Source organism: Krasilnikoviella flava (assembly GCF_900167525.1).
Classification (GTDB): Bacteria; Actinomycetota; Actinomycetes; order Actinomycetales; family Cellulomonadaceae; genus Isoptericola; species Isoptericola flavus.
Map to the genome: position 1 here is coordinate 329,795 of NZ_FUZQ01000008.1, position 20,832 is coordinate 350,626.

Annotated in this window: 17 protein-coding genes and 1 pseudogene; 11 read left to right on the plus strand and 7 right to left on the minus strand. The window is 73.5% G+C overall.

Annotated elements, in window-relative coordinates:
* The first annotated feature begins 48 nt into the window (after nucleotides 1–48).
* Nucleotides 49–984, plus strand: a complete 936-nt coding sequence (locus B5Y66_RS21370; RefSeq protein ID WP_079576630.1) for an aldo/keto reductase — start codon at nucleotides 49–51, stop codon at nucleotides 982–984.
* 28 nt (nucleotides 985–1,012) lie between these two features.
* Here B5Y66_RS21370 and B5Y66_RS21375 read toward each other — a convergent pair whose 3' ends face one another.
* Nucleotides 1,013–1,396: a DUF4267 domain-containing protein gene (locus B5Y66_RS21375; protein ID WP_176168954.1), complete on the minus strand. Its 384-nt coding sequence runs from the start codon at nucleotides 1,394–1,396 to the stop codon at nucleotides 1,013–1,015.
* Nucleotides 1,396–2,313 (minus strand): alcohol dehydrogenase catalytic domain-containing protein, encoded by a 918-nt coding sequence (locus B5Y66_RS21380; protein WP_079576632.1) that lies wholly within the window; start codon nucleotides 2,311–2,313, stop codon nucleotides 1,396–1,398. The genes B5Y66_RS21375 and B5Y66_RS21380 overlap by 1 nt, the downstream gene beginning before the upstream one ends.
* 139 nt (nucleotides 2,314–2,452) lie before the next feature.
* Here B5Y66_RS21380 and B5Y66_RS21385 point away from each other — a divergent pair, with 139 nt between their 5' ends.
* From B5Y66_RS21385 to hrpA, 3 genes are all read left to right on the plus strand, one after another.
* Nucleotides 2,453–2,899 carry a winged helix-turn-helix transcriptional regulator gene (locus B5Y66_RS21385; protein ID WP_079576633.1) on the plus strand — a complete coding sequence of 149 codons (447 nt, stop codon included), beginning with the start codon at nucleotides 2,453–2,455 and terminating at the stop codon, nucleotides 2,897–2,899.
* 69 nt (nucleotides 2,900–2,968) lie between these two features.
* Nucleotides 2,969–3,568, plus strand: a complete 600-nt coding sequence (locus B5Y66_RS21390; protein WP_079576634.1) for a VanZ family protein — start codon at nucleotides 2,969–2,971, stop codon at nucleotides 3,566–3,568.
* Between the two features lie 14 nt (nucleotides 3,569–3,582).
* Nucleotides 3,583–8,082 (plus strand): ATP-dependent RNA helicase HrpA, encoded by a 4,500-nt coding sequence (gene hrpA / locus B5Y66_RS21395; RefSeq protein WP_079576635.1) that lies wholly within the window; start codon nucleotides 3,583–3,585, stop codon nucleotides 8,080–8,082.
* An 18-nt stretch (nucleotides 8,083–8,100) separates the two neighbouring features.
* On the opposite strand, the gene B5Y66_RS21400 is transcribed toward hrpA, so the two are convergent.
* On the minus strand, nucleotides 8,101–10,458 hold the full coding sequence (locus B5Y66_RS21400; RefSeq protein WP_176168955.1) for a hypothetical protein: 2,358 nt from the start codon (nucleotides 10,456–10,458) through the stop codon (nucleotides 8,101–8,103).
* A gap of 43 nt (nucleotides 10,459–10,501) precedes the next feature.
* Here B5Y66_RS21400 and B5Y66_RS23305 point away from each other — a divergent pair.
* Nucleotides 10,502–10,792 (plus strand): annotated as a pseudogene (locus B5Y66_RS23305) (MarR family transcriptional regulator); the annotation flags it as partial.
* A gap of 19 nt (nucleotides 10,793–10,811) precedes the next feature.
* On the opposite strand, the gene B5Y66_RS21410 reads toward B5Y66_RS23305, so the two are convergent.
* Nucleotides 10,812–11,681, minus strand: a complete 870-nt coding sequence (locus B5Y66_RS21410; RefSeq protein WP_245807276.1) for an endo alpha-1,4 polygalactosaminidase — start codon at nucleotides 11,679–11,681, stop codon at nucleotides 10,812–10,814.
* 51 nt (nucleotides 11,682–11,732) lie between these two features.
* On the opposite strand from B5Y66_RS21410, the gene B5Y66_RS21415 reads away from it, so the two are divergent.
* Complete coding sequence (locus B5Y66_RS21415; protein ID WP_079576638.1) at nucleotides 11,733–12,662, plus strand: aminoglycoside phosphotransferase family protein; 930 nt, start codon at nucleotides 11,733–11,735, stop codon at nucleotides 12,660–12,662.
* 71 nt (nucleotides 12,663–12,733) lie between these two features.
* Here the strand turns inward: B5Y66_RS21415 and B5Y66_RS21420 are convergent, their stop codons facing one another.
* Entirely contained in the window at nucleotides 12,734–13,279 is a 546-nt protein-coding gene (locus B5Y66_RS21420; protein WP_079576639.1) for a hypothetical protein, read from the minus strand.
* 180 nt (nucleotides 13,280–13,459) lie between these two features.
* Here B5Y66_RS21420 and B5Y66_RS21425 point away from each other — a divergent pair, with 180 nt between their 5' ends.
* The 3 genes from B5Y66_RS21425 to B5Y66_RS21435 all read left to right on the plus strand — a co-directional run bounded on the left by B5Y66_RS21425 (nucleotide 13,460) and on the right by B5Y66_RS21435 (nucleotide 15,737).
* Complete coding sequence (locus B5Y66_RS21425; RefSeq protein ID WP_079576640.1) at nucleotides 13,460–13,708, plus strand: PspC domain-containing protein; 249 nt, start codon at nucleotides 13,460–13,462, stop codon at nucleotides 13,706–13,708.
* 28 nt (nucleotides 13,709–13,736) lie between these two features.
* Nucleotides 13,737–14,261: an O-acetyl-ADP-ribose deacetylase gene (locus tag B5Y66_RS21430; RefSeq protein ID WP_079576641.1), complete on the plus strand. Its 525-nt coding sequence runs from the start codon at nucleotides 13,737–13,739 to the stop codon at nucleotides 14,259–14,261.
* A gap of 75 nt (nucleotides 14,262–14,336) precedes the next feature.
* Complete coding sequence (locus B5Y66_RS21435; RefSeq protein ID WP_079576642.1) at nucleotides 14,337–15,737, plus strand: HNH endonuclease signature motif containing protein; 1,401 nt, start codon at nucleotides 14,337–14,339, stop codon at nucleotides 15,735–15,737.
* A gap of 8 nt (nucleotides 15,738–15,745) precedes the next feature.
* Here the strand turns inward: B5Y66_RS21435 and B5Y66_RS21440 are convergent, their stop codons facing one another.
* Nucleotides 15,746–17,242: an APC family permease gene (locus B5Y66_RS21440; RefSeq protein WP_079576643.1), complete on the minus strand. Its 1,497-nt coding sequence runs from the start codon at nucleotides 17,240–17,242 to the stop codon at nucleotides 15,746–15,748.
* A gap of 202 nt (nucleotides 17,243–17,444) precedes the next feature.
* On the opposite strand from B5Y66_RS21440, the gene B5Y66_RS21445 reads away from it, so the two are divergent.
* Nucleotides 17,445–18,650: a beta-ketoacyl-[acyl-carrier-protein] synthase family protein gene (locus B5Y66_RS21445; RefSeq protein ID WP_407656417.1), complete on the plus strand. Its 1,206-nt coding sequence runs from the start codon at nucleotides 17,445–17,447 to the stop codon at nucleotides 18,648–18,650.
* Nucleotides 18,651–18,698: 48 nt separating this feature from the next.
* Here B5Y66_RS21445 and B5Y66_RS21450 read toward each other — a convergent pair whose 3' ends face one another.
* A complete protein-coding gene (locus tag B5Y66_RS21450; RefSeq protein ID WP_079576645.1) occupies nucleotides 18,699–19,301 on the minus strand; it encodes a DUF459 domain-containing protein in 603 nt (200 codons plus the stop codon).
* A 233-nt stretch (nucleotides 19,302–19,534) separates the two neighbouring features.
* Between B5Y66_RS21450 and B5Y66_RS21455 the strand changes: the two genes are divergently transcribed.
* Nucleotides 19,535–20,827 carry an ABC transporter substrate-binding protein gene (locus B5Y66_RS21455; RefSeq protein WP_079576646.1) on the plus strand — a complete coding sequence of 431 codons (1,293 nt, stop codon included), beginning with the start codon at nucleotides 19,535–19,537 and terminating at the stop codon, nucleotides 20,825–20,827.
* Nucleotides 20,828–20,832 lie beyond the last annotated feature (5 nt).

A 20,832-nucleotide genomic window follows, 5' to 3' on the forward strand; every position in this document is an offset into this window, starting at 1 on the left:
GTCGCGCACCACCACCGACCCCATCTCTCCCCCGATCGAGGAGGATCCATGCGAACAGTCCCCCTGGGCCCCACCGGCCGCCAGGTCCCCAACGTCGTGCTCGGCCTCATGCGCATCCAGCAGATGGACGACGACGCCGTCCGCGAGCTCGTGCGCACCGCCCGCGACGCGGGCATCGACTTCGTCGACCACGCGGACGTCTACGGCGAGGACCTGCACGGCTGCGAGCGCCGCTTCGCCGAGGCCATGCGGCTGACGCCGTCCGAGCGCGAGCAGCTCACCATCCAGTCCAAGGCCGGCATCGTGCGCGAGGGCCCGTACTTCGACTTCTCGTACGAGCACCTGGTCGAGTCGGTCGAGGGGTCGCTCACCGCGCTGGGCACCGACCACCTCGACGTGCTCCTGCTGCACCGCCCGGACGCGCTCGTCGAGCCGGACGAGGTGGCGCGCGCGTTCGACCACCTCGAGTCGTCGGGCAAGGTGCGCGCCTTCGGCGTCTCCAACCACACCCCCGGCCAGATCGAGCTGCTGAAGCGGTCGGTGCGCCAGCCGATCGTGGCGAACCAGCTGCAGCTGTCGATCACGCACGCCCCGATCGTGGCGCAGGGCGTCGCGGCCAACATGGCCGGCGAGGACCAGTCGCTCACCCTCGACGGCGGCGGGATCCTCGACTACTGCCGCCTGCACGACATCACCGTGCAGGCCTGGTCGCCGTTCCAGGCCGGGTTCTTCACCGGCGTGTTCCTCGGCTCGGACGACTACCCCGCGCTCAACGCGGTGATCGACCGCCTCGCGGCGAAGTACGACGTGCCGCCCATCGCGGTCGCCGTCGCCTGGATCACGCGCCACCCGGCGGGCATGCAGGTGGTGCTCGGCACGACGACGCCGGAGCGCGTCGCGGGCGCGGCGCAGGGCTCGGACCTCCCGCTCACGCGGGCCGAGTGGTACGAGCTGTTCCGCGCCGCGGGGTACCGCGTGCCCTGACCCGGCCGCGCAGCACCGTGCGGCCAGGTCAGGAGACGAGCAGCACCAGACCGACCAGGACCATGACGGCCGCCGTCGCGGCGTGCACCCCGTAGACGGCGGCCCGGGGGCCTCCGGCGCGGGCCACGGTCACGGCGTCGCAGACCGGCATGATGGCGGCCGCGACCATGGCCGCGCCGAGCAGCTGCGGCGAGCCGCCGACCAGCACCACGAGCAGGAGGAGCCCGGCGCCGATGTCGCGGTTGCCCTTGACCTGCGCCCAGGACCGGAAGGCGTGATCCTCGACCGGTGTGCCGGGGATGCCGAAGTCGGCGGCGATGCCCGGCGCCCGGACGAAGCTCGCGCCCATGACCACGACGGCCGCGGCGATCAGCCCGGCGACCACGGTGGCGACGGTGGAGACGGTGGTCATCACGGGAGCACCAGGACCCGGCCGCGGACGCCGCCCTTGGCCAGCAGCTGGTAGGCGCTGACGACCTCCGCGAGCGGGAGGGTCGCGTGGATCCTGACGGGGACGGCCCCGTCGACCACACGGTCGAGCAGCCTCGCGAGCAGCCGCCCGTCCGGACGACTGACGACGACGTCGACCGCGATGCCGCGCTCCGCGGCAGGTTCGAGGCCTGGCTTCACGCCGACGAACTTCCCGCCGGCACGGACGAGCGACACCGCCTCGTCCTGCATCGCCGCGGCGTCGGCGACCACGTCCCACCCGGCCCGGGGCGCGGCGGTGAAGCCGACGCCGAGCCCGTGGACGAACGCCTCGTCGCCGGGGCGCGCCAGACCGGTCACCTCCCAGCCCCGCTCCGCGGCGAGGACCGCGACCGCTGCCCCCACCCCGCCGGCCGCCCCCGTCACCAGGAGGCGGCGCCCCTCCGCCGGCACGGCGCCGAGCACCTCCAGCAGCTGGGCGGCGGTCGTGAGGGGCAGGGGCAGGCTCGCCGCGACGTTGGGGCACATCCCGTCGGGCAGCACGGCGACGTCGGCGGCGTCGACCACGACGTGGTCGGCGTGCGCACCGTGATCACGGTCGAAGCCGCCGACGAAGCCGGCCACCCGGGTGCCGACCGTCAGCTCGACGTCGTCGCCCGCCGCCTCCACGACTCCCGAGAAGTCCGAGCCGAGCCCGGTGTGCTCGGGCTGGGTCACCAGGCCGAGGCGGTGGAGACCGCCGCCCGTGACGTCGAGGTCGACGGGGTTGATCGCCGCGGCGGCGACCTTGACCCGCACCTGCCCCTGCCCGGGCTCCGGGACGGGCACGTCGAGGATCTCGATCGACTCCGGTCCGTGCGGCGTGCGGACCACGGCGCGGCGCGATGTCTGCTGGTTCATGGCTCAGTGCTCCTTCGTCGGTGCTGGGTGGTGCGTGGGTGTTGCACAGGTGCCGACTCACCACCACCATGGACAAGCCGCTTCCGATCGGGAAGTAGGCACCTTGAGGTGCGTAAGTCACCAGCCGACGGGAGAGCCCATGCCGACCATGACCGCCACGCAGCAGCGCGCCGTCGCGAAGCGGGAGTACGACGCGTTCCTCGACGTGTGCCCGAGCCGCCAGCTCCTCGCCCGGATCTCCGACAAGTGGGTCGCGCTCGTGCTCGCCGCGCTGGGCGGCGACGGCCCCGGCTCGGGGCCCGCGCAGGGGCGGCGGCCGATGCGCTACTCCGAGCTCGCCCGGCAGATCTCCGGCGTGAGCCAGAAGATGCTCACCCAGACCCTGCGCTCGCTGGAGCGCGACGGGATGCTGACCCGGTCCGTCACCGCGACGGTTCCCGTGACCGTCACGTACGAGCTGACGGATCTCGGCGTCTCCCTGCAGGGCGTCATGCGGGACATCAAGGCGTGGGCGGAGGGGCACATGGACGAGGTCCTCACCCATCGCGACGACCACGACCGGCGGCAGCAGTCGGACGTGGGGTAGTCGTCCCGGCGAACGCCGTCGCGCGTTCCGCATACGCTCCCGCAACATGACGACGTGTGGGCTGGGGCGATGACCGCTCCCGCCCCTGCGCCGCGCCCGCGCCTCGGCCTGCCCCTGCTGTTCACGACGTACCTCGCCCTGGTCACCTGGCTCGTCCTGTGGAAGCTCGGCACGCCCGCGATCGGCGATCCCGGCAGCCGCGTCATCAAGCTGGTGCCCTTCGTCGCCGCCGGGGGCTCCGGCGCGAGCGAGCCCGTCGAGCTCGTCCTGAACCTCGTGATCTTCCTGCCCTTCGGCGTCTACCTCGGGCTCCTCGTCCCGGCGTGGCCGTGGTGGAAGGTCGCCGGCACCCTCGCGGGCGCGAGCGCGCTCCTCGAGGTCGCGCAGTACGTGCTGGCGGTCGGGAGCTCGGACGTCACCGACGTCGTCGTCAACACCGCCGGCGGCCTGGCCGGGCTCGGCGTCGTCGCGCTCGCACGCCGCACGTTCCGGGCCCGGACGGCCGCGGTCATGACCCGGTGGTGCGCCGCCGGGACGACGCTCGCCCTGCTCGCGGCGGGGCTCTTCGTCGCCTCGCCGGTGCGCCTCACCGGACCCCCTCCGGGCGACGTCGTGGTCGGCTGTCCGGACGATGCGGCGGCCGGGCACGAATCACCTTGCCGAGGTTGAGAGAATGGGACGTCGTGAGCACCGAGCCCAGCCCCGCACCGCAGTCGTCGTCGGACGACGGCGGTGCGCGTCGTCCCCGCCGCCGGGGCCGCGGGCGAGGTGAGGGCGCCGGTCAGGGGCGCGCGAACGGCGACGGGAAGCGCGGCGCCGTGCGGCGCTCCGGGCCCCGCCGGGTCAGCCGCGAGCAGCTGGAGAAGGCCGCCGCGCTGCGCGCCGCCGTCGAGGTGCCGCCGATCGTCTACCCCGAGCAGCTGCCGGTCTCGGCGCGCCGGGAGGACATCGCCGCCGCGATCCGCGACCACCAGGTCGTCGTCGTCGCGGGCGAGACGGGCTCGGGCAAGACGACCCAGCTGCCGAAGATCCTGCTCGAGCTCGGCCGCGGCCGGAAGGGCCAGATCGGGCACACGCAGCCCCGGCGCATCGCGGCCCGCAGCGTCGCGGAGCGCGTCGCGGAGGAGCTGGGCACCGAGCTGGGCGGCGTCGTCGGCTACCAGGTGCGGTTCACCGACACGTCGTCGTCGGAGACGCTGGTCAAGGTCATGACCGACGGCATCCTGCTGGCCCAGATCCAGCGGGACCCGGACCTGCTCGCCTACGACACGATCGTCATCGACGAGGCGCACGAGCGGTCGCTCAACATCGACTTCCTGCTCGGCTACCTGTCGCGGCTGCTGCCCCGCCGGCCGGACCTCAAGGTGATCATCACCTCCGCGACCATCGACTCCGAGCGATTCGCCGCGCACTTCTCGCCGTCGCACCTCGCCGAGGTGGGCGGCGCGCCCGAGGCCGTCGTCGACGTGCTCCCCGACCACGCGCCCGTCGTCGAGGTGACCGGCCGCACGTACCCGGTCGAGATCCGCTGGCGCCCGCTGTCCCCGGACACCGACCCCGCCGCCCCCGCGAAGAAGAAGGGCGAGGAGAAGGACCTGGTCACGGGCATCGTCGAGGCCTGCGACGAGCTGATGCGCGAGGGCTCCGGCGACATCCTCGTGTTCCTGTCCGGCGAGCGGGAGATCCACGACGCCGCCGACGCGCTGGAGGGGCACCTCAAGGACCGCGTGCGGGACGCCAAGCGCCCCGACCACGTCGAGATCCTGCCGCTGTACTCGCGGCTGTCGGCGGCCGAGCAGCACCGCGTGTTCCAGTCCCACCCGGGTCGGCGGATCGTGCTGTCGACCAATGTCGCGGAGACGTCGCTGACGGTGCCGGGCATCCACTACGTCGTCGACCCGGGCACGGCCCGCATCTCGCGCTACTCCAAGGCGACCAAGGTGCAGCGGCTGCCGATCGAGCCGATCAGCCAGGCGAGCGCCAACCAGCGCTCCGGGCGGTCGGGGCGCGTGGCCGACGGCGTCGCGATCCGGCTCTACTCGCAGGACGACTTCGAGGCGCGGCCGGAGTTCACCGAGCCGGAGATCCTGCGCACGTCGCTCGCGTCCGTGCTGCTGCAGATGATCTCCGTCGGCGTCGTGAAGACCCCCGACGACGTGTCCCGCTTCCCGTTCGTCGAGCCCCCGGACACGCGGGCCGTGCGCGACGGCGTGCAGCTGCTGTCCGAGCTGGGCGCGCTGGAGACGAAGGACGGCGCGACGCGGCTCACCGACGTCGGCCGCACGCTCGCCCAGCTCCCGATGGACCCGCGACTGGCGCGCATGATCATCGAGGGCGCGAAGCGCGGCGTCGCGCGCGAGGTCGCGATCATCGCGGCGCTGCTGTCCATCCAGGACCCGCGCGAGCGCCCCGCCGAGACCCGCGCGCAGGCGGACCAGCTGCACGCCCGGTTCACCGACCAGAAGTCGGACTTCCTCACGGCGCTGAACCTGTGGGAGTACGTGCGCGGCCAGCAGCACGAGATGGGCTCGTCCGCGTTCCGCCGCCTGTGCAAGGCGGAGTACCTCAACTTCCTGCGCATCCGCGAGTGGCAGGACGTCGTGGCGCAGCTGCGCGAGATGGCCAAGCCGCTCGGCATCGACATGTCGTTCAAGCCCCGCACCCCCGAGTTGTCAGAGCCACGTGAGGGTATAGCGCCACCTGGCTCTGACAACTCCGTGGACCTGCGCCACCAGTGGGACGACGACACCATCCACCGGTCGCTGCTGGCCGGGCTGCTGAGCCAGATCGGCATGCAGGACACGGGCGAGATCAAGGCGTCGTCGGTGGCGCACCTGCGCGGCGAGGCCCGCGCCCGCGCGCTGCGCCAGGCCGCCAAGCGCGCCCGCAACGAGTACGTGGGCGCGCGCGGCGCCCGGTTCGCGATCTTCCCCGGCTCGCCGCTGAGCAAGAAGCCGCCGGAGTGGATCATGGCCGGCGAGCTCGTCGAGACGTCCCGCCTGTGGGCGCGCGACGTCGCCCGGATCAAGCCCGAGTGGGCAGAGGAGCTGGCCGGGTCCCTGGCCAAGCACACCTACTCCGACCCGCACTGGTCCACCAAGCAGGGCGCGGCGATGGCCACGGAGAAGGTGCTGCTGTACGGCGTGCCGATCGTGGCCGACCGCCCCGTGCTCTACGCGAAGGTGGACCCCGAGGCGGCGCGCGAGATGTTCGTGCGGCACGCGCTCGTCGAGGGGCAGTGGACCACCCACCACACGTTCTTCGCCGAGAACCGGCGCCTGCTCGCCGAGGCCGAGGAGCTCGAGGCGCGCTCGCGGCAGCGCGGCCTCGTCGCGTCCGAGGACGACCTCTTCGCCTTCTACGACGAGCGCGTGCCCGACGACGTCGTCAGCGCCGCCCACTTCGACCGCTGGTGGAGGACGGCGCAGCGCGAGGCCCCGGACCTGCTGACGTTCACGCTCGACCAGCTCGTCGACACCGGCGCCGTCGACACCTCCGAGTTCCCGGAGACCTGGACGCAGGGCGAGGTCACGCTGCCCCTGACGTACCAGTTCCAGCCGGGCGCCGCGGCCGACGGCGTCACCGTGCACGTCCCGCTGTCGATCCTCAACCGGGTCGCCCCCGCGGGCTTCGACTGGATGGTGCCCGGCCTGCTCGACGAGCTGTGCGTCGCGACCATCAAGTCGCTGCCCAAGGCCGTGCGCGTGCAGCTCGTGCCCGCGCCGGACGTCGGCCGCGCCGTCGCCGGCTGGCTGCGGGAGAACACGCCGTCGTGGGAGGACATGACCCGCGCCGGCGACATGGCCGAGCCGTTCCACGTCGCGTTCACGCGCGCGGTGCGCGCCCTGCGCGACGTCGTCATCCCCGACGACGTGTGGGACGCCGAGCGCGTCGAGCGGCTGCCCGCGCACCTGCGCATGACGTTCCGTGTCGAGGGGACCTCGACGGTCGAGCCTGTCGAGACCACCCGGCGCTCCGACCGGAGCCGCAAGCGCAAGCCGCGCGCGGCCACCCCGGCACCGCTCGACGAGTCCAAGGACCTGCTGTCCCTGCAGCGGCGCCTCGCGGCGCAGGCCGAGGCAGCCGTCCGCGCGGCCGTGAAGGGCGCCGTCGGCCTCGCGCTCGAGGAGGCGCGACGCTCGGCGGGAACCCCCGCCCCGGCCGCGCCTGCGCCGGGTCGGCCGACGCCGCCCTCCGCGCCGGCCCCGCCCGCCCCCGGCGCGAGCTCCGTCGTGCCGGAACAGACCGCGCTCACGACGTGGCCGGAGGGCCTGCCCGACGGCCGGCTGCCGGACGCGGTCTCCACCGACCTGGGCGGCGGTGTGGTCGTCAAGGGCTACCCGGCGCTGGTCGAGGAGGAGGACGCGAAGCGGAAGCCCACGGTGGCGCTGCGCGTGCTCGCGGACGCCAGCGGCCGGGACGCCGCGCACGCCCGCGGGGTGCGGCGGCTGCTGCTGTCGGAGACCGCGCTGCAGCAGGGGCGCATCACGTCGCGGTGGACGTCGAAGCAGTCCCTGACGCTCGCGGCCGCGCCGTACCGCAACACCGAGGCGCTGGTCGCCGACCTGCAGCTCGCCGCCGTCATCGCGCTGACCAGCCCCGACGCCGACAAGGCGCCGGGCACCCCGACGGGCGGCCCGGATGTCGTGCAGATCCGTGACGCGCAGGCGTACGCGGCGGCGCGCGAGTTCGTCCGCCGGCACCTGGAGGACGAGGTGCACCGGGTCGTCGGGCACGTCGTCGCCGCCCTGGCCGCCTGGCGCACCGTCGAGGGCGAGGTGCGCTCGTCGTCGTCTCTCGCCCTGCTCAACACGCTGCAGGACATCCGCGACCACGTGGCCGGGCTGATCCACGACGGCTTCGCCGCCCAGACGCCCCCGCGGCGTGTGCCGCACCTGGTGCGCTACCTGCGCGCCGCGTCGTACCGGCTGGAGAAGGCGCAGACCAGCCCCGCCCGCGACGCCGAGCTCGCCTGGCGCGTGCACGACGTCACCGAGGCCTACGACAAGGCCCGCGCCGCCTACGCCGCCGGTCCCGCCGACCCGGCCCGGGCGGCGGAGCTCGCCGACGTGCGCTGGCTGATCGAGGAGCTGCGCGTGTCGCTGTTCGCGCAGCAGCTCGGCACCGACGGCGCCGTCAGCGAGAAGCGGATCCGCAAGGTGCTCAGCCCGAACGGCTGGTGACCCTGCCCTGACCCCGCGTCAGCGCCGGTAGGCGGACCTCCCGTAGCCGCTGCGCGGCGCGGCCTCGCCCTTCGGCACCAGGAGCACCTGGACCGCCGTCGGCCGCTTGGCGTACGACGCCGTGCCGGACGCGGCGCCGTCGTGCGCCCACCCGAGCCAGCCCACGCCCTGGACGTAGGTGCGGTAGTAGACGCGGTAGTGCGTCGCCATGCCCCCGGTGAGTCGCATGCGGTAGGCCGACGTCGGTCGGTCGAGGCGGGTCGCCCCTGCCGTCCGGTCGTTGCCCACGTACGCCCGCCACCCGTCGCCCTTGACCTTCGCGGAGACCTGCACGCCGCCGGAGTAGCGGCCGTCGACGTCGACGCGGACGGCGTTGAGCCGCCTCGGCGCGCCCACCGTCCTCGCCCAGCCGGCTGTCGTGCCGCCGCCCGCGGCTGACCACCACGTCTTCGACGGCTGCGTGAACGGCTCGACGCGCACCTGCTTCTGCGTCGACCGCGAGTAGGACGGCGCGTTGCCCGACCCGGACGCCGAGGGCTTCTTCCCGTGCCGCAGCACCTTGATCTGCACCGCCTCGATGCGGCTGCCGTAGCCGATCGTGCCCGACGTGCCGCCGTTCGTCGCCCAGCCCAGCCAGCCGCGACCGGGGACGTACACCCGGTAGAACACGTCGTAATACGGCGAGACCGGCCCTGCCGTGTCGATCCGGATCGCCTCGAGCCTGCGCTTCTCGCCGATGCTGCCGACGTAGTACACCCAGTCCGTCTTCTGGGACTTCTGCCCCGACCAGCCGCGGCCCTGGACGTAGCCCTGCATCTCGAACCACATCGCGGAGCTCTCGGTGGGTCCGGTGCTCGTCGAGTACGCACGGGAGCCCGGCGAGGCCGACAGCATCTCGACCGTGTACCCCCCGCCGGCGTTCCCGGCGGTCTGGCCGTCGGAGAAGTTCTGGTAGCTGAACCGGCTCTGCCAGCCGAACTTGGTGAACTTCACGCCGTAGTTGGCGTGCATCTCGTCCCGGTCTCCCACCAGAACGGATGACGAGGTCACGGAGCGCGCGGTCATCCGCTCACCGCGAGCAGTGACCTTCACAGCGAGTCTGTGCCCCTGGTCGGTCGGGACGCTCAGGTAGTCCTTCTTCGTCGCTCCCTTGAGGTCCTTGCCGTCCCGCAGCCACTGGTACGTGTACGACGCCGGCGCGGGCGAGAACCCGGACACCTTGGCCGTCAGGTCGGTGGCCAGGGTGACCTTGCTGCCGGACTCGGAGGCGACGGAGACCTTGCCGCCACTGAACGAGCACGACCCGCCGCAGATGCGCGCGGTCGTGACGACCGGGGTGGCCCCGGCGAACTGCCGGTACTCCACCTGCAGCTCGCGGAATCCCGTCCCGAGGGCCGCCTCGTCGAGCAGCACGCGCTCCGATGTCGCGTCGAACGTGGTGCGCGCGAGCTCGGCCCCGGCCGACGACCGGACGACCGCCTCGCCCATCGGGAAAGGTTCCCCGTCCCCACGTTCGAGGTCGGCCGAGAGACTGATGTCGACGGGGACTCGACCGTCCGCCGGCAAGGTGTCCGCGGGCTCCGTGAGGGTCATCGCGGGTGCTGGCCTGACCGCGCTGCCCGCGGTGACCTGGAACCTCCGTGTCTCCCAGGCCCCTCGCACGTCGTCGGCATCGACGCCCACCACCATGAGGAAGTGCGTTCCCGGTGCCGTCGGCACGACGGGGATCTCGGCCGCACCGTCGGCACCCGCCTGGATCCGCGTCAGCTCGGTCGGCAGGGTGCCGTCCACGTCGGTGAAGCCGTACTCGAAGGCGACCGCGTCTCCCGGCACCCGAGGCACGGCCACGAACGCACCGGGGATCCCCACACCGCCGCCGCCCGTGGACAGCGGGTAGAGCGCCTCCTGGCCCAGGACCGGGACGACGTCGGGCCAGCGAGGCCCGATGCGCAAGGAGAAGGCACACTCCACGGGCTGGCCTGACGGTCCTTCCGACGTCACGGCGCGCACCCGGTACGTGTACCGCTCACCCTCCACGATCCCGTAGAGACCGCGGGCGAGGCCGACGCGGCCCCGCCCGTCGCGCACCTCGACCTGCGTGGCGTTCATCCGGACGTCGCCGTCCTGCTCGACCACCTCGACGCGTGCGGTCGTCACCTCGGCGTCGTCGAACGCGAAGTCGAGCCGGACCGTGTAATACGACTCGCTCGAGAGCGTCGTGACCAGCGGCTCGGCGCCGCACTCCTCGCCGTTCACCGACAGCACGGACGGCGCGGGCAGGTCCGCCTCACCCGTGGTGGCTGCCGCGGGGCCGAGCCCGGCCGTCCCGACCGCCAGGGCGGCCGCGCCGACCCACACCGGACGCAGCGTCCGCATCATTCTCGTCAGGCGCCCGCGCGCCACGCCGCGTTGCTGCATCGTGCTCCCAGCCTCCGACGGAACCCGGACAGCGACGTCCGAGAGCGATGCCGCACGCTCGCCGAGCGGGAGCATAGCGCCAGGTCAACGGCTTCTGGAAGACCCTGGAGAGCTGCGCCCGAGGCGGTGGCGCGGGTCGGCGCCTCCTGCTTCTCGGTCAGCAGCGAGCGAGCCGCTCCGCCTCTCCCCCACCAGCCTCGCCCGCGCCCTGCTGATGACGACGGGGACGATGACGGGCCGGCTGGACCGGCTCGAGAAGCGCGGCCTGATCGTCCGCGTGCCGAGCTCCCACGACCGTCGCAGCCGCGACGTCAGCACGCCTCGTAGACGTACCCGTCCTCGCCGGCGGCGACGAGGTCCCGGTCGCGCAGGATCGTCAGGGGCGCGCGGTCGTCGAGGGCACACACGTCGTCGAAGGTCAGGCCCGCCTCGTCGAGGGCGTCCGGGTACTCGATCTGCAGCACGTGGTCGCCGTACACGTCGGTGTAGGCGGCGCACTCGGACCAGGCGGCGCACTCCTCGGTGACGGCGAGGTCGAAGCCGAGGTCGTCGTGCGCGACCTGCGTGATCTCGGCGGCGTTCTTCTGCGCGACGGCGAGCCCGGACCCGTGGGCCAGGTCCACGTATGCGCGGGCGAGGGCGTGCGCGCCCGCCTCGTCGATCGCGTCGAACCGCGTCCACGTGTCGAGGTTGTCGAGCTCCACGGCGTCGAAGCCGGCGTCCGCACACCCCTCCACGACCGGGCCTAGCACCTCGAGGATCCCGGTGCGCTGGTCCTCGGACGACGGGTCGAGCACGAGCTCGTCCGGCCAGTCCGGGTCGACGACGAGCTCGCCGTCCGCGTCGTGCAGCAGCAGGTCCTCGTGCTCGGCCCACAGCTCGTCCTCGCCGGGCTGGGTCTGGAAGCCGTTGACGTAGCAGACGTTGTACGCGCCGGGCAGCGGGTCGGCGGTGGCGTCGCGCACGACGACGTCGATCGCCGTCCCGCCCTCCATCTCGTCGTAGCCGCCGCCGAGCTGGTAGTCGAAGGCGCCGCTCGTGGGCGGCAGCACGACCGGTGCGGGGCTCGTCGCGGGCACGGGCGACGACGCCGCCGGCCCGGGCGCGCAGGACGACGCCGCCGCGAGCGCCAGCGCGGCCGTCAGCACCGTCGTCGCTCCTCGCACCCTGGTTCGTCGCACCCTGGGAGTATTACCTGGCCGCGGTGCTCCGGCGCGCCTACGGTCGAGGCCATGCCACTGCATGACGACGAGGTCCCCGTCACCGCCGACGACGTCCGCCGCCTGGTCGCGGCGCAGCACCCACGGTGGGCGTCGCTGGCAGTGACGCCGGTGCGGGAGTCCGGCACCGACCATCTGCTGTTCCGGCTCGGCGACGACGGCGACGGCCTCGTGGCGCGGATGCCGAAGGTCGGGTGGGCCGGTGAGCACGCGCTCGCCGACGCCCGCTGGCTCCCGCGTCTGGCCCCGCACGTGCCGCTGACGGTCCCGGCCCCGCTCGCGGTGGGCGAGCCGGACGACGACTACCCGTTCCACTGGTCGGTGGTGCCGTGGGTGCCGGGCGCCGCGGCCGTCGACCCGCTCGAGCCGGGTGCCGAGCCGAACCTGGACCGGGCGCGCGCCGCCCTCGACCTCGGCGCGTTCGTCACGGCGCTGCGCGGCGTCGACGCGGCGGACGGCCCGGTCAAGGACGGCACGGGCCGCGGGGTGCCGCTCGCCCGCCTGGACGACGACGTCCGCCGCGCCACCGCGGACGCGGGCGACCGCGTCGACGGGCCCGCGGTCCTCAAGGCGTGGGACCGGGCCCTGGAGGCCGCCACCGACCCGGTGCCGGGCACCTGGCTGCACGGCGACCTCATGCCCGGCAACCTCGTCGTCGAAGGCGGCCGGCTCAGCGCCGTCATCGACTGGGGCGCCCTCGGCGTGGGCGATCCGGCGGCCGACCTGCCGCCCGCGTGGTGGCTGTTCTCCGGCCGCGACCGCGACGCGTTCCGCGAGGCTGCCGGCGCCGCGCCCGGCGGCGACCTCGACGACGGCGCCTGGGAGCGCGGGCGCGGCTGGACGCTGGTGGAGAGCGTCATCGCGCTGCCGTACTACTGGGACCGCTGGCCCGCCTTCGCCCGGGCGTCGCAGCGCCGCGTCGCGGCCGCCGTCGCGGCCTGACGGCCTGAGCCGGCGCCGGTCGCCGCGTCGCGAACCACAGGGAAAGGCTCGGTGAGCATCAGCAGGAGCACCTAGCTCGTCGGTGCAGCCGGGATCATCGCGGCGCGCTGCAGGCTCAGCGAGCGCATCCGCCAGCCGTAGACCGCGACTGCGAGCGTCGTGGCGAGGTAGAGCACGACCGCCTGCAGCACATAGGCCGGGTAGTGGATGACCCACAGGGGCTGGCTCGGATCGGTGAGGTGCTCGGGGTTGTCGCTGACGTACGGCACCGCGGAGCCGATCCAGTATCCGAGGGCCTGACCCCCCGCATAGATCGCGATCCCGCCAAGGAGCGCGATCGTTGCGCCGCCCCTGCGACGTCGCCACGCGACCGCGGTGGCACGGAGCGCGGTGCGCGGCTCCCAGGCCCCACGAACCGGAGCGGACCACGCGGCCATGACGGGCGCGAGCACGAACGCCGCCGTCAGCAGGACCAGGAGCAGACCGGTGCCGATCATGAGCAGCTGTTCGCTCCCGGCACGGCTGCGCATCAGCTGTGGCACGAGCAGCAGGACGAGGAGAGGGAGGCACCCGACCAGGCAGCCGAGCCAGGTGCGCGCGAAGGTTCTGGGGTTCACGGGCCCAGGTTGCCGGTCACGGAATCCTGCCGGTATCCGGGATGTCACCGATTTCGAGGGCGAGCCCGCCCTGTCGGCGTGCTGGCATGTCGCACGGACGGGCCCCGGTCAGGGTTCCTCAGGGTCGAACGGGGGGAGCACCCGATACCGAGCCCGCGACGCCGCTCGTACCGTCGACGCATGACCACTCCGACCTCGACCCCGTACGTCCAGCCCGCCCCCGCCGCGAAGCGCAAGCTGTTCCGGCCCAAGCACGGCCGCGTGCTCGGCGGCGTCTGCGCGGGTCTCGCCGACTACCTCGGCTGGAGCCGCGGACTCGTCCGCGTCCTGTCCGTGGTGTCGATCCTCATCCCCGGCCCGCAGGTGCTCGCCTACATCGTGCTGTGGATCCTCATGCCCGACGAGGACAAGGCCATGCGCACGGCCTGACCTCCGCCCGACACCGCCGGGAGGAACCATGGAGCTCACCGTCGAACGCGGCGACCTCACCACGGTCGCCGCGGACGCGATCGTCAACGCCGCGAACTCGTCGCTGCTGGGCGGCGGCGGGGTCGACGGCGCCATCCATGCCGCCGCCGGCCCGCGCCTGCTGGCGGCGTGCCGCGAGCTGCGCCGCACGACCCTCCCCGACGGCCTGCCCGTCGGCGACGCCGTCGCCACGCCCGGCTTCGACCTGCCCGCGCCGTGGGTGATCCATACCGTCGGCCCGAACCGGCACGCGGGCGAGACCGACCCCGGCCTGCTCGCCTCGTGCTTCGCCCGGTCGCTCGACGTCGCGGCCGACCTGCGCGCGCGGACCGTCGCGTTCCCCGCCGTGAGCGCCGGCGTCTACGGCTGGGCGGCCGACGACGTCGCACGCGCCGCCGTGGCCGCCGTCCGGTCGTGGGACGACGAGAACCCCGCCGCCCTCGACGAGGTCCGCTTCGTCCTGTTCAACGACGTGCTGCTGGAGGCGTTCGACGCCGCGCTCGTGGCCGCCTGACCTGCGCGGACGGTTGTCCACAGGTCGTTGTCCACACCCTTGTCGCGGCACTGGGACGACGCTAGGGTCGAACACATGTTCGATGCCGTTGCTGCCGCGCCACGAGTCCACGAGCCGCCCCCGGCGGGGCCGTCGCTCGCCCGTGTCTCGGCCGCGATCGACGAGGTCGTCGAGATCCAGCGGCAGGTCGACGCGCTCGAGGCGCGCAAGCTCGTCGCCGCGGAACGTGCCCGCGCCTTGGCGGAGCGCGCGGAGTCCGCGCTTCTCGCCGACGACGACGTCGAGCTGAGCCGAGCGGGCGCCACGCGCCGTCGCGACCTCGCCCGGCGCGCCTTCACCGCGGACCTCGCGACGGCGCTGCACCTCACCGAACAGGCGGCCGCCCATCTCCTCGACACGGCCCGCACCCTGGCGGTCGGCCCCGGCGAGGCGGGGCGCGGCACCCTCGACGCCCTGTGGCACGGACGCCTCACGCTGGCGCACGCCACCGCCGTCGCGGACACCCTGGCCGACCTCCCGGACCCTGACGCGCGCGCCCGGGTCGAGGCTGCCGTGCTCCCCCGCGCCACGACGTGCACGGTGCCCCAGCTCCGACGACACCTCCGTCGTGCCCGAGACCTCGCCCACCCCGAGACGCTCGCCGAGCGGCATCGCCGGGCCGCGGAGTCGCGGGCAATCTACGTCGACCCCGGCGCCGACGGCATGGCCTGGCTCACCGCCCACCTTCCCGCTCACGTCGCCCACGCCGCCTACGACCGCCTCACCCGCGCGGGAAGGCAAGCGAAGGAGGCCGGGGACTCCCGCACGCTCGCGCAGCTCCGTGCGGACGGGGTGGCTGACCTGCTGCTCGCGGGCGCCGGCAGCGGCACCGATGGCCAGGGCTCCGTACCGGACCTGGCCGAGATCGCGCGCCGCATCACGCCGACGGTCAGGGTGACGGTGCCGGTGCTGTCGCTGCTGGGGCGCTCCGACGCGGCAGCCGATCTCGACGGCCACGGCCCCGTGGACGCGGCGACCGCGTCGACGCTGGCGGCCGCGGCGCCGTCGCTGCGGCGGCTGCTGGTCGACCCGGTCGACAGCCGCGTGCTCACCACCGATCCCGGCACGTACTCCGTCCCCGCGGCGCTGCGCGCGTTCCTCCGGGCGCGCGACGGCGTCTGCCGGTTCCCGGGATGCACGCGCGCCGCCGCGCGGTGCGACGTCGACCACGTGGTCGCGTGGGTCGACGGCGGGCGAACCGTCGCGGACAACCTGACGCATCTGTGCCGGCACCATCACGTGCTCAAGCACCAGTCGTCATGGCGCAGCCGGCTCGATCCGGATGGCACGCTCACCTGGACCTCACCGACCGGGCGGACCTATGACGTCCCCCCGGAGCCGTCGCCCGGTGTCAACGGCAGTCGCGCCGACGTCGGCCGCCCCGAGGCGTTCGGCGCACCTGGCGATGCACCTCGCGATGCGCCGGACGACGGATGACGGATGCCTCACCGCTTGGGGAAGCCCGCCTGCGGCTTGTCCTCGTCGAGGTCCTCGACGTGCTCGAAGTGGATCTGCCGGTGCCGCACGGTGCGGTTGTACAGCCAGGTGATGAACGACAGCACCAGGCCGACGGCGAGGAGGCCGCCCGCGATGACGTACTGCTCCTGCTGCTCCGCGCTGCGCGCCCACGGCCCGGCGAGGAACGCGCAGATCACCGCCGCGAGCGCAGCGACCCACGCCTTGGTGCGGAAGTGCTGGTGCTGCACGGGCTTCTTGCGCAGCACCAGCAGCGCCACGTTGACCACGGCGAACACGGTGAGCAGCAGCAGCGACGTGGTGCCGCCGAGCAGGCTGATCGCGTTCGAGCCCGCCTCCGTGCCGCTCGCGCGGACCACGTAGGTGATGAGCCCGTAGGAGATGAGCGTGGTGACGATGATCGACACCCACGGGGTCTTGCGGGTGGGGTGCACCTTGCCGAAGCCGCGCGGCAGCACGCCCTGGTTGGCCAGCCCGTACAGCAGCCGGGACGCCATGAGCATGTTGATCAGGGCCGAGTTCGCCACGGCGAACATGCCGATGAACGGGAAGATCGTGTCGAACGGCATCCCCGGTGCGCCGGCGGCCACGACCTGCGTGAGGGCGGAGCCCTTGGACTCGTCGGTGAGGTTGCCGACCGGCACGAGGGCGACGGCGGCGATCGCGACGAGCACGTAGATGAGCCCGGTGATCGACAGGCCCGTGAGCATGGTGCGCGGGAAGTCCTTCACCGGGTCGCGGCACTCCTCGGCCATGTTCACGGAGTCCTCGAAGCCCACCATCGCGAAGAACGCGAGCGTCGTCGCGGCGGTGACCGCAAGGAACACGCTCTTGTCGTCCGCGCTCTCGAACACGACGACGCGGGAGAAGTCCGCCCGGCCCTGCGTCATGCCCCAGAAGCCCACGAAGATCACCATGAGCAGCCCGGAGAGCTCGACGAGGGTCAGCACCACGTTCGCCTTGACGCTCTCGCCGACGCCCCGGAAGTTCACCAGCGCCACCAGGGTCATGAAGCCGAGCGCGATCAGGAGCATCCCGGCCCCGCCGGCCTCGAGGCCGAGCCCGAAGCCGTCGTTGAGGAAGCCCGCGAACGCGTTGGACGCCGTCGACGCCGAGGTGATGCCGGAGCACATCACCATGAACGCGATGATGAACGTGACGAAGTGGATACCGAACGCCTTGTGCGTGTAGAGCGCGGCACCGGCGGCCTGCGGGTACTTGGTGACCAGCTCCAGGTACGAGAAGGCGGTCAGCGTCGCCACGACGAACGCGATGAGGAACGGTGCCCAGGCGGCACCGCCGACCTCGCCGGCGACCTGCCCCGTGAGGGCGTAGACACCGGTGCCGAGGATGTCCCCGACGATGAAGAGCAGCAGCAGCTTGCGCCCCATCACCCGCTTGAGGCCGTGGTCGGGAACGTCGTCGCCGACCCCGCTCGCCCCGCCCTGATCGATCGTCTGGCTCATCGCGACCTCCCGGATCGGCCTCGCACCTGATCGTCCGCGCCGCCCCCTCGCCTCGTCGCGCAGGGCCCGGCCACCACCCATGGAACCGCGCCGAGGCACGACGTGCATGGGCGACGCGCGGGCGGGCAGGGCAGAGTTGCCCGCAACGAGGTCTCGCACGGTGCGGATGCAGGGGGCAGCCGGACTGACGAGGAGCATGCGGGTGCGACGAACGGTGGTCACGGGCGCGGGGGCGATCACCCCTGTCGGCGGCACGGTCGACGAGACATGGGCGAGCCTCCTCGCCGGGGCGAACGGCGCGGACGTGATCACGGAGGAGTGGGCGGGCACGCTGCCGGTGCGCATCGCCGCGCGGGCCGACGACGCGTTCGCCGCGGGGCTGAGCGTGCCGGAGCAGAAGGCCCGGGACCGGGCCGAGCAGCTCGCGCTGGTCGCGGGCCGGGAGGCCTGGGCGTCGGCCGGCACGCCCGACGTGGATCCCACCCGGCTCGCGGTGATCGTGGGCACCGCCCACGGCGGCATCGCGACGACCGTCGCCATGCAGGACACCCTGGTGACGGCCGGCTACCGCCGGGTGTCCCCGCACACCATCACGATGGCGATGGCGAACGGCCCGGCGGCGTGGCTCTCGCTCGCCCTGCAGGCCAAGGCCGGCGCCCGCGCCCCGGTGAGCGCGTGCGCCGCCGGTGCGGAGGCGATCCTGCAGGGCCGTGACCTGATCCGCGCCGGCGACGCCGACGTCGTCGTGTGCGGGGGCGTCGAGGCGAGCATCGTGCCGCTCTCCCTCACGGGGTTCGCGCGCGTCCGCGCCCTGTCGACCCGCAACGACGAGCCGTTGCGGGCGTCGCGGCCGTTCGACGTCGGCCGCGACGGGTTCGTCATGGGCGAGGGCGCGGCCCTCCTCGTGCTCGAGGCCGAGGAGCATGCCCGTGCCCGCGGCGCCGCCGTGCTCGGCGCGGTGGGCGGGGCCGCGCTCACGTCCGACGCGCACGACATCGTCGGCGGCGACCCGGTGAACCAGGCCCGGACCATCACGCTCGCGCTCCGGAGCGCCGGGCTGGACCCGGCCGACGTCGGGCTGGTGCACGCGCACGCGACGTCCACCCCCCAGGGCGACGTGAACGAGGCCGCGGCGCTGCGCAGCGCCCTCGGCAGCCCGCCGCCCGTGACGGCCACGAAGGCGTCGACCGGGCACCTGCTCGGTGCGTCCGGAGCCCTGGGCGCGCTCGTCGCGCTGCTGGCGATGCGCGACGGCGTCGTCCCACCCACCATCAACCTCGACGACCCCGACCCGCACGTCGACCTCGACGTCGTCACCGAGGCGCGGACGACGACGGCGCGGCACGCGCTTGTCGACGCCTTCGGCTTCGGCGGGCACAGCGCCGCGCTGGTGCTCTCGCGGGACTGACGACGTCGCGGTTCCTTCCCGTCCCTGGCCCGGGACGAGAAGGAACCGCTACGTGGTCGCCAACCAGGCGAGGAACGGGGCCTCGACGACCCCCGCCAGAGCGGCGTACCCCGCCGTCCCCGGGTGGAACCCGTCCCCCTCGCGCACCTCGCGCCGCCAGGTGGAGTCCGCCACGGTGGCGTCGAACGTGTCGACGTACGGGACGCCCTGGTCGGCGCACGCCGCGGCGAAGAACTCTCCCAGGCTGTGCAGACGCCCGTTCTGCGCCTCGTCGTCGACGGCAGGAGGCCCGACGACGAGCACTCGCGCCGGGCGTGCCGCGTCGACGGCGCGGAGCAAGGCCTCGGTCGACGCCGTGGGCGGGACGCGCACCCGGCCGTCGACCAGCACCGTGTCGTTCACCCCGAACGCCAGGACGACCCGGTGGTCGTCGCCCGCCGACAGTCGCGGGGCGAGCTCGCGGCCGAGCCGGTCGGCCACCTGGCACGACGTCTCGCCGCGCACACCGAGGTTGTAGGCAGTGAGCCGGTGGCCACGATCGACCGCGGCGGCCGTCACCCGACCGACCCACCCCAGACAGGCCGGGTCCCCGGTGCCGGCGACGTACGAGTCGCCGGCGAAGCAGATCCGCAGGTCGGGAGCCGTGAGCATGTCCTGGACCGTACCTGCCCCCCGACCGCGCGAGCTTCGACGACAGCGACGCGTCGGAAAGGGCCCGGCGGGTGACTTCCGGTCACGATTCGGGCGAAGGTTCCCGCGACGCCTTGACACCGTGACCGCGCCGCCGTGCGATGAGAGCGAGACCGGGGCGCAGGGACGCGCCAGGCCGGCGACGCGAACGCGCGCACCGACCCCGCCGGCCCGAGGGCGTAGGGGTGAGGCAGATGCGAGGATCTCCCAGGACGTCGATGGTCGCGGCAGCCGCGGCCGTCATGGCGCTGGCACTGGCGGCGTGCGGCGGTGGCGGCGACGAACCCGAGACCGAAGGCGGAGCCACCGGCGGCAGCGACGAGGTGGAGGTCTTCACCTGGTGGGCCGCCGGGTCCGAGAAGGCCGGCCTCGACGCGCTGGTCGCGGTGTTCGACGAGCAGCACCCGGACGTGACGTTCATCAACGGGGCCGTGGCCGGCGGCGCGGGCTCGCAGGCGAAGGACCTGCTGCAGACCCGCCTGCAGGCGCAGGACCCGCCGGACACGTTCCAGGCCCACGCGGGCGCGGAGCTGCAGGACTATATCGACGCCGCGCAGATCGAGCCGGTCACCGACCTGTACGACGAGTTCGGGCTCACCGACGCGTTCCCGGCCGACCTCATGGACCGGCTCACCGCCGAGGACGGCGAGATCTACTCGATCCCGTCGAACATCCACCGCGCCAACGTGGTGTGGACCAACCGGCAGGTGCTCACCGACGCCGGCCTCGACCCCGACGCCACGTACGACGACCTCTCGTCCTGGATGGACGACATGGAGACGCTGAAGAAGGCGGGCGTCACGCCGCTCGCCGTCGCGCAGGCGTGGACGCAGGTGCACCTGCTCGAGACCGTGCTGCTGGCCGACCTGGGCGCCGAGGGCTACTCCGGGCTGTGGGACGGCTCGACCGACTGGGAGGGCCCCGAGGTCAAGGCGGCCCTGGAGGACTTCCAGACGCTCATGGGCTACACCAACACCGACCGCGACGGCCTGGACTGGCCGGAGTCGCAGCAGCTCGTCATCGACGGCAAGGCCGCGTTCACCGTGATGGGCGACTGGGCGGAGGCGTCGTACGAGGAGCAGAAGCAGGAGCTCGGCACCGACTACTCCGCCTACGCCGTGCCGGGCACGGACGGCGTGTTCGACTTCCTTGCCGACTCGTTCACGCTGCCGGTGGGCGCGCCGCACCCCGACGGGGCGAACGCGTGGCTGGAGACGGTCGGCTCGGCCGAGGGGCAGGAGGCGTTCAACAAGGCCAAGGGCTCCATCCCCGCCCGCACGGACGTCGACATGTCGACCTTCGGCGAGTACCAGCAGGCCGCGGCGGAAGCCTTCAAGAGCGACACCATCGTGTCCTCCCTGGCACACGGGGCGGCCGTCCCGGTGGCGACGCTGACGGCGATCACCGACGCGACGAGCAAGTTCACCTCGGGGGCGTCCGACCTGGCGACCTTCCAGTCGGAGCTGGCCGCCGCGAACGCCGGCTGAGGCGG